Origin of the sequence: Dietzia sp. DQ12-76 (genome assembly GCF_014145045.1) — a bacterium.
Classification (GTDB): domain Bacteria; phylum Actinomycetota; class Actinomycetes; order Mycobacteriales; family Mycobacteriaceae; genus Dietzia.
The window spans coordinates 1-8,124 of sequence record NZ_JAALDV010000040.1 but is presented as its reverse complement, the minus strand read 5'-3'; the positions used below and the strand labels follow the sequence as shown (position 1 = coordinate 8,124).

Annotated in this window: 8 protein-coding genes; 4 read left to right on the top strand and 4 right to left on the bottom strand. The window is 69.9% G+C overall.

Features of this window, described 5'->3' with window-relative positions; translation table 11 throughout:
• Positions 1-407 (bottom strand): lycopene cyclase family protein (locus G6019_RS02170; RefSeq protein WP_241725832.1); only part of this gene is annotated, 407 nt, incomplete at its 3' end.
• Positions 408-818: 411 nt separating this feature from the next.
• On the opposite strand from G6019_RS02170, the gene G6019_RS02165 reads away from it, so the two are divergent.
• Both G6019_RS02165 and G6019_RS02160 read left to right on the top strand, forming a co-directional pair.
• A complete protein-coding gene (locus G6019_RS02165; protein WP_107756487.1) occupies positions 819-2,450 on the top strand; it encodes an ABC-F family ATP-binding cassette domain-containing protein in 1,632 nt (543 codons plus the stop codon).
• A 126-nt stretch (positions 2,451-2,576) separates the two neighbouring features.
• On the top strand, positions 2,577-3,014 hold the full coding sequence (locus G6019_RS02160; RefSeq protein WP_107756486.1) for a universal stress protein: 438 nt from the start codon (positions 2,577-2,579) through the stop codon (positions 3,012-3,014).
• Positions 3,015-3,031: 17 nt separating this feature from the next.
• Here the strand turns inward: G6019_RS02160 and G6019_RS02155 are convergent, their stop codons facing one another.
• Together G6019_RS02155 and G6019_RS02150 are read right to left on the bottom strand one after the other, a co-directional pair.
• On the bottom strand, positions 3,032-4,243 hold the full coding sequence (locus G6019_RS02155; protein ID WP_309230127.1) for an alpha/beta fold hydrolase: 1,212 nt from the start codon (positions 4,241-4,243) through the stop codon (positions 3,032-3,034).
• A gap of 88 nt (positions 4,244-4,331) precedes the next feature.
• Positions 4,332-5,543 carry a carbamoyl-phosphate synthase large subunit gene (locus G6019_RS02150; protein WP_182612945.1) on the bottom strand — a complete coding sequence of 404 codons (1,212 nt, stop codon included), beginning with the start codon at positions 5,541-5,543 and terminating at the stop codon, positions 4,332-4,334.
• A 132-nt stretch (positions 5,544-5,675) separates the two neighbouring features.
• On the opposite strand from G6019_RS02150, the gene G6019_RS02145 reads away from it, so the two are divergent.
• Together G6019_RS02145 and G6019_RS02140 are read left to right on the top strand one after the other, a co-directional pair.
• Positions 5,676-6,347: a GAP family protein gene (locus tag G6019_RS02145; protein ID WP_182612938.1), complete on the top strand. Its 672-nt coding sequence runs from the start codon at positions 5,676-5,678 to the stop codon at positions 6,345-6,347.
• 68 nt (positions 6,348-6,415) lie between these two features.
• Complete coding sequence (locus tag G6019_RS02140; protein WP_182612939.1) at positions 6,416-6,763, top strand: hypothetical protein; 348 nt, start codon at positions 6,416-6,418, stop codon at positions 6,761-6,763.
• A 116-nt stretch (positions 6,764-6,879) separates the two neighbouring features.
• On the opposite strand, the gene G6019_RS02135 is transcribed toward G6019_RS02140, so the two are convergent.
• The coding region (locus tag G6019_RS02135) for an aminotransferase class V-fold PLP-dependent enzyme (RefSeq protein WP_182626961.1) at positions 6,880-8,124 on the bottom strand (1,245 nt) is incomplete at its 5' end.

Genomic DNA, 8,124 nt, shown 5'->3' with positions numbered 1-8,124 from the left:
CCGCGGCAGTCCACGACGCGGTGCGCACGGGCGGTCAGGGCCGGCAACCCGGCGTCGTCGACGGCGGTGGTCTCGACGGTCACGCCGTCCCCGAGCGGGAGAGCCTCTCGCAGTGCGGCGTTGTCCAGCACGCTGTAGGTCCGGTTCAGCACCGCCCGTCCGGGGGAGTGGAGCGCCGGGGCGTCGACGGAGTGCGCCAGGACGTCGACACCACACTGCGTCACCGAGAGCCACGGGGGCAGCTGGTCGGCCCACAGGGACAGCGTCTGACGCCACGGCGCGTCCGGCCGCGGATCGATCGCGAGCACACTCAGGCCCGCGTCCGCGCAACGGGAGGCGAGCGCACGGCCGGACGGTCCGAGACCGACGACGGCGACGTCGTAGAGTGCACCCCCCGTGGCATCCATCACGACTGACAGTACCGCCGAGGGGAGGGCGTGGACGTGCCGGGAGCGTTCTACCACCAGCTGGCCGCCGACCCGCTGACCTACCCGGGGGTCAACTGCGACCTTGTGGTCTCGCTGCACCGGGAACCGGAACCGGGGTGGGTGCATCTGGACTTCGAGACGTGGGCGGTCCCGGTGGCGGCGTCATCACCGACACGCTCCTGTCCGACGACCGGTGGGACGCACCGGCCGCGCAGTCCAGAACCTGTACGGGTGCAGAGCGGGGTGAGGTCACCCCCGGGGGCGCTGTCCGGCGGGTGGACCAGGCCCGGGCGGAGACCCCGGTCACCGGAGTCGTCCCGCGACTCGCGCCGCAGGTAGAGTGGCTGGTCGGCCAGAACCCACCCGAGAACAGACGAGGTACCCGCGCACGTGATCACCATCGACGACCTGGAGGTGCGCGCCGGCGTGCGCACCCTGCTCCACATGGACGGGTCCTCGCTGCGGGTCCAGCCCGGCGACCGGATCGGCCTGGTGGGCAGGAACGGCGCGGGGAAGACGACGACGATGAGGATCCTCGCCGGTGAGGGGGAGCCCTACGCCGGGAAGGTCGTCTCGACCAGCGACGTGGGGTACCTCCCGCAGGATCCCCGCGAGGGCAACATGGACCAGCTGGCCCGCAGCCGGGTGCTGTCGGCCCGCGGGTTGGACGTCCTGATGCTCCAGATGGCCGAGGCCCAGGAGCAGATGGTCGAGGCGCCCGACGATGCGGCGATGGACAGGGCCGTGCGCAAGTACGGTCGACTCGAGGACGAGTTCTCCGCCCGGGGCGGATACGAGGCCGAGAGCGAGGCGGCGCGCATCTGCAGCAGCCTCGGGCTGGAGGAGCGGATCCTCACCCAGAACCTCGGGACACTGTCGGGCGGTCAGCGCCGGCGCGTGGAATTGGCCCGAATCCTGTTCGCCGCGTCCGACGGGGCGGGCAAGTCCCAGACCATGCTGCTGCTGGACGAGCCCACCAACCACCTCGACGCCGACTCCATCACGTGGCTGCGCTCGTTCCTCGAGAAGCACGAGGGCGGGCTGATCATCATCTCCCACGACGTGGAACTCCTCGAGGCCGTGGTCAACAGGGTGTGGTTCCTCGACGCCGTACGCGGGGAGATCGACGCCTACAACATGGGCTGGCAGAAGTACCTCGACGCCCGCGCCACCGATGAGGCGCGGCGCCGTCGGGAACGCGCGAACGCCGAGAAGAAGGCCTCCGCCCTCAAGACGCAGGCCGCCAAGCTGGGCGCCAAGGCCACCAAGGCCGCGGCGGCCAAGCAGATGATCCGCCGCGCCGAGACCATGATGAACCAGCTCGACGAGGTCCGGGTGGCCGACAAGGTGGCGCACATCAAGTTCCCCACCCCGGCCGCGTGCGGCAAGACCCCGATGTTCGCCAAGGGCCTGACCAAGATGTACGGCTCCCTGGAGGTCTTCGCCGGGGTGGATCTGGCGATCGACAAGGGCAGCCGGGTGGTGGTGCTGGGGTACAACGGTGCCGGCAAGACCACCCTGCTCAAGCTCCTCGCGGGTGTCGAGCGCACCGACGGTGAGGGCGGGGTCGTCTCCGGCCACGGCCTCAAGGTGGGCTACTTCGCCCAGGAGCACGACACCCTGGACATGGACGCCAGTGTGTGGGAGAACATCCGCCACGCCGCACCCGACGCGGGGGAGCAGGACCTGCGCGGTCTGCTGGGGGCGTTCATGTTCACCGGCCCCCAGCTCGAGCAGCCCGCCGGCACCCTGTCCGGTGGCGAGCGCACCCGACTGGCGTTGGCCGGCCTGGTGTCGTCGGCCGCCAACGTGCTGCTGCTCGACGAGCCCACCAACAACCTCGACCCGATCTCGCGCGAGCAGGTCCTCGACGCCCTGCGCAGCTACGAGGGCGCGGTGGTCCTGGTGACCCACGACCCCGGTGCTGTAGAGGCCCTCGAGCCCGAGCGGGTGATCATCCTGCCCGACGGGACCGAGGACCTGTGGAGCCAGGAATACATGGAGATCGTCGAACTCGCGTGACCAGCACCCCTCGATTTTTCGTCGGCCGCCTCGCGGCGGGGTGGTCGTGCGGCTACGGTGAGAGTGTCGCCGGATCCGGACTGACGCCGGATGCCCCGTCGACGGTCTCACGGAGGAGGTCGACCAATGGACGCAAAGCCAGTCGTCGTAGGGGTGGACGGGGGCCCGGACTCGCTCAAGGCCCTGGCCTGGGCCGCCGACTACGCGAGCACGGTCGGGGCGCCCGTGATCGCGCTCGCCGCAGTGGAGACGCCGGCAGTCGTCGGCCCGTACGCCATGGCCGGGTGGGTGGACCCCGAAGTCCTGGAGGACAGGGCTCGCACCATGCTCGCGGACTCCGTTCGGGACACTCTGGGTGACGAGGCACAGGTCGAGCAGACCGTGATCCGCGGTCATCCTGCGGAGGCGATCGTCACCGCGTCGCAGGACGCCCGGCTCGTGGTGGTGGGCAGCCGGGGATGGGGTGGCTTCCGCGGACTGCTCATGGGCTCGGTGAGCCAGCATGTGGTGTCGCACGCGCACTCGCCCGTCGTGGTCCTGCCGCGTCAGTCCGAGGACGCCTGAACGACTCGCCTCCAGGCTCAGGTCCCGACACGGCGAACCAGTCCCGAGAGGACGTCCGGAAACCGGGCCGACACGCCGCGGCGGGGAAGAGCGTTCAGCGCATCGACCCGGCCGGGAAGATCGTGGTGACGACCGGTGACCAGGTGCTCGATCGCGACCAGCATCGCTTCGGGATGGGTGTCCAACGCACTGTGGCCGTTGTCGATCCGGGCGACAACCGGGTCCGGGGCGATCGAGGCCACGCGATCAGCGATGGCGGGCGGTGTGCGCAGATCCCTGGTACCGCTGAGAAGCACCATCGGCCAGGTGAACCGGGAGGTCTCGCGACGCAGGTCGACCGGCTCCGCATCGAACCCGGGGAACCGGTGCGCGATCGGAGCATAGGTGAGCGCGGGATCCAGGGGCAGGCCGTCCGTGGGCGCGCCGTACCCCAGCTCGCGGAATCCGATCGTCCCGGCGAGGTCGAACTCGTAGACCCCCGGAACGCGAGCGGGCGAGCCACCCCTGGTCGCGTACGTCTCGAGCAGTCGCCAGGCCACGGCGTCCGGGGTCGGAAACCGTCCCCGTCCCCGCACCCTCGCCCGCAGTAGCGGACCGAGCAGTTCCGGCCCACCCAACTCATGGGCCGCGCGGATCACGTCGAGCAGTCGCCGACCGTCCTCCCCGCGCGCGTGGAGACGTCGCACATCCGCCGCGATGTCGGTGTCTGCCTCCCAGAATGTCGAGCGCACGGCCCGCCGCTCCAGGTCGATGTCCGTCGACGACTGCAGCGCCGAGTCCAACAGCATCCCCGCGACGCGTTCCGGGTACAGGGCGCCGACGCAGGACACGACGTAGCTCCCGTAGGAGGATCCGGCGAGGTGAGCCGAGTCCACGTGCTCCCGGTCGAGAACCGCGGCGATGTCCCCGGCGACGGCGGCGACCCGCATGGCCGATTCCGGCAGGTCCCGCCCGGAGGTGTCGGTGCGGGACAGGCCGACGCCCCTGTGCTCGATCATGATCAGATCGAGCCCGAGGCGACCGGCATGGCGCCTGAACCCGCGATAGGGGAGCACCGAACCCAGTCCCGGGCCGCCGGGGACCACCACCGTCGGGCGGCGGGTGCGCGGGCCGGTCCGCACGTAGGCCAGGTCGAACGCGGGCCTGCCATCGTCGGCCGGTCGTCTGACGCTGCGCACTCCCGGGGTACCGGCCACCAGGGACGACACCAGCGGGCGGTGCAGTATCACGTTTCCACCGACTGCCTCACCGGTGTCGACCGGCGGACCGGTCCCGGCCGCAACCCGAGAGCGAAGGACACACCTGACCGCGCGATTCTCAGATCCGCTGCTCGTGAACGTCCTCGAGGGAGGCTGCATCGGCCGCGCTCATTCTCGTGATGGGCTCTCCGTTCCACACGATGTCGTCGCCCAGAGCGCCCAGCAACTCCTTGCGCTGGCCGTGGCTCAGCTTGGCACCGTGGATGAGCGTCGCGGGGCTCCACATCATGGCGAAGGAGTCGTGCCACCCCGAACCGACGTCCTTCACGTGGAGCAGGTCGTGCAGTGAGGTGGGCAGATGCTTGAGCGGCTCGGCGAACGCGTCGGCGAGTACGGCAAGGCTGATCTGGCGCTCGACGCCCGGTTCGACGACGAACGGCTCGGAGTTCCCGCCGGTCAGCGCCTGCTCGAGCTCCTCGGCGCCGAGCAGGATGACGCCGTTGGTCGGACGTGGATTGCACTCGATGGCGTAGAACTGCCCGTTGTCGTCGACGAAGTCGAAGGAGAGCTGGCCCGTGAACCCAGGATCGAGTGCCTCGACGATGCGCCTGGTGTAGTCGAGGGTGTCGGTGCTGTCCACGGCGAGGAAGGTGATGCCCGTACTGTGCGCCCACTGCTCGGGCGCGCGATAGGTGCAGTGCGAGGTGACCCGGCCGTCCACGACGGTGCTGTAGGTACACACCATGGGGCCGTCGACGAACGGTTGGACGAGCCACGGCTGTTCCTCGGTGGGGTGGCAGTCGTCAACGGACATCTTGCCCGCCAGCGGCCCGGTGTTGGTCAACAGACCCACGCCTCCCCGCGAGAACGCCGCGCGAGCGAAATAGCGCGGGTACTTGTCGATGGCGGCCATCAGCGAGGCATGGTCTGTGGCGACGACTGTCTCGGGGATCGGCACTCCGGACCGCTCCACCAGCCGCTGGAAGCTGGCCTTGTCGTGCAACTGCGCGAGCTTGGCAAATCTCCCGGCGAAGAGCGTGACCCCCGCGGGCAGATCGGCGGCCCGGGCCGCGAGGTAGAACACCTCCTCGAAGGTCGGGATGATCAGGTCGATCTCGTACTCTCCGACGATCCGGTTCACGTCGCGGATGAACTGGTCGGTGTCGTAGCGGGGGGAGGCCGTGACGGCGTGGCCCGCGAGGTACTTGGAGTGACTGCCCGTCGCTCCCGAGTAGGTGTCGCTCGCCACCACGGTGTGACCACGGCTGCCGAGCTTGCGGATGATGTCCAGGGCGAAGGTGTTCCTGGAACTGGTGACGAGTACGCGCATCGTGGTCCTCTCAGCGGCGGTGAACACTGGTCATACTATTGCCGACCCGGGCGCGACCGGTCCCCAATCGGTACTACTGTCGAGACGACGAAACGGGGGCGCATGCACGAGGTGGCGGGATGGATCGCGGCCGTGCCGACACTGATCGGGTTCGGCCTGGCGCTGGGCCTGAGTCCCGCGCTCTACGGCGCGACCGCCGACATCCTCGCGCGGAATCAGAACGTGCGCGCACGTATGACGTGGTTGCTCACGGGTCTGGCGTCCGGGGCCACCGCGCTCGCGCTGGTCCTCCACGGCGTCAACCCCGCGAATCTCGTGGACCAGGTCCACCGGCGCGGGGATGCGGTGGTGGAGAATCGCGACGTCGACCTGGTGGTGGGCGTGCTTCTGCTGGCTCTGGCGTGCGCGATGGTGCTGTGGGTCCGGGTCGTCCCCGAGCTCCCACGACGCCCGGAGCGGGCACCCGACCAGAGCTCGCCGCCGGCCGCCCTGTTCGTCCTCGGGTTCACCTCGGCCGTCATCGGCCTGACCACACTTCCGATCATGTATCTCACCGGACGGTTGGTCGAGAGCGTGAGCACGGATCCCGTGGTCAGGGTGTGCGCCTACCTCGTCTTCCTGGTCGCGCTGATCGGACCGTTCGTTCTCCTGGCGTGGGTGTGGTCACGCTTCCCCGTCGCCACCCGGAAGGTCACCGCGGCGTACGAGCGGATGCTCGGATGGGACACGCGGTGGGTGGCGTTCGCCGTGATGACCGTCGGCGGGGTCGCACTGGTGGGATTTGCGACCCTGCTGCACCGCTGAACCCCGCTCGGGCGGTTAGGCGATCCTTAGCGACCACCCTGACCAGGGGGTTTGAGACACTTCTTCCCATGGACCTCGTTTTTGACATCGTTCTGATCCTACACTTCATCGGCCTGGCCGGAATCATCGGCGGGTGGCTCGCCACCATCAAGGCGCCGCTGGTGAACAAGGCGATCCTGCACGGTGCGATCCTCCAGGTCGTGACCGGCCTTCTACTCGTCGGCCTGCGCGAGATGCAGGACGTGGACCTCAACCACATGAAGATCGGGGTCAAGCTCGTCATCGCGATCGTCATCCTGGTCGTGGCGGTGATCGGCGTGCGCCGGGAGGCCAGGGCCGCGGGCAGCACGAGGACCCTGGCGAACGTCGCCGGCATTCTGGGAGTGGTCAACGTCGCCATCGCGGTCCTGGTCTGACGCGATCCGGGCCTGACCCGGTCCTGGTCTGCGCCGGTCCTGGTCTGACACAAGCACGTGCCATCACGCGCCGCCCCTCGACTCCGGTCGGGGGGCGGCCGTCGTCGTGGACCTGACTACTCCATCACAGCCGCGAGGTACGCACGCACGAGCCGGGCGCCCACCTCGGCCGGGAGGCGCTCGATCGCCGCGAGGAGTGGCGCCATGCCGTCGTCTTTTCCACCTGTGTCGCCGAGGACCCCGGACACCATCGCGTGCACGTCATCCTCGTTGAGGGTCAGCAGATCACCGGGGGAGAGGGCGCCGGCCTCCAGCGCGGCCAGGACGTCGGCGAACGCCGCCGGGGGCGACGGGTCCGGCATCCCGCGCACCGCGTCGGCGGACGCCCGCGCCACGGCGAGGATCTCGTCCGTCAAGCGTTCGGTCACCGGGGTGATGGTGAGGTGGGACGACGACGGCAACGCACCGCGCTGCTGGCGGTAGGCCGGTTGCGCCTGCACCGCGATGCCCCTTCGACCGCACTCGTCCGCCCACAGGTGGGGGTGGACCCGCCCGGCATCTCCCACCGACCCGTCGGCCACCACGGTGATCAGGGGTCCTGGATCGGAGTCGATCACCCGCAGGCCCTCGATTCCGGACAAGCCCTCCACGAGGGCCGCGGTCGCCCTGGCGGTGCGCGCGACGAGTTCGGACTGACCGTCGTCGCCCAGGGCCTCGAGCACCGCCCACGCGGCGGCCGCGGGTTCGAGTGGCTTGGACCCGGACAGGGTGGGGTTGACCACCGGGTAGCCCGGCCAGTCCACGGTGGAGAACCAGGATGCGCGATGCCTGGTGCGGCCCCGGCTGAGCAGCACCGAGGTCCCTTTGGGGGCGAAACCGTACTTGTGCAGATCGGCGGAGATGCTGGTCACACGCCCGATTCGCAGATCCCACATCGACCCCACCCCGCCCGGCCAGAACGGCAGCACCAGTCCGCCCAGGCAGGCGTCGACGTGCAGCCCGATCCGCGGGTCATGGTGCGCGTCGAGCCCGGCGGCGACCTGTTCGACCGGGTCGATCACACCGGTGGGGTAGGAAGACGCCGAGCACACCACCAGGCAGGTGTCCCGATCCACGGCACCCAGGAGGTCCGCGGCGGACACGCGGCCCGAGGCGGGATCCACCTCGACGCCGACGAACCGCATCCCCAGGACGTGAGCGGCCTTGCGGAACGCCGCGTGGACGGTCACCGGGGCGACGATCGTCCCGCCGCTGCCGGGGGCACGCCCCGCGACCTCCCGGGCCGCCAGACACGCCAGCATGCAGCTCTCGGTGCCGCCTGACGTCACGACACCGTGGACGTCGTCGTCGATATCCCGACC

What these genes read in the sequence shown, in the direction of transcription:
- G6019_RS02160 (WP_107756486.1), top strand. Translation starts at nt 2,577, where the DNA reads ATGGACGCAAAGCCAGTCGTCGTAGGGGTGGACGGGGGCCCGGACTCG.
- G6019_RS02150 (WP_182612945.1), bottom strand. Translation starts at nt 5,543, where the DNA reads ATGCGCGTACTCGTCACCAGTTCCAGGAACACCTTCGCCCTGGACATC.
- G6019_RS02140 (WP_182612939.1), top strand. Translation starts at nt 6,416, where the DNA reads ATGGACCTCGTTTTTGACATCGTTCTGATCCTACACTTCATCGGCCTG.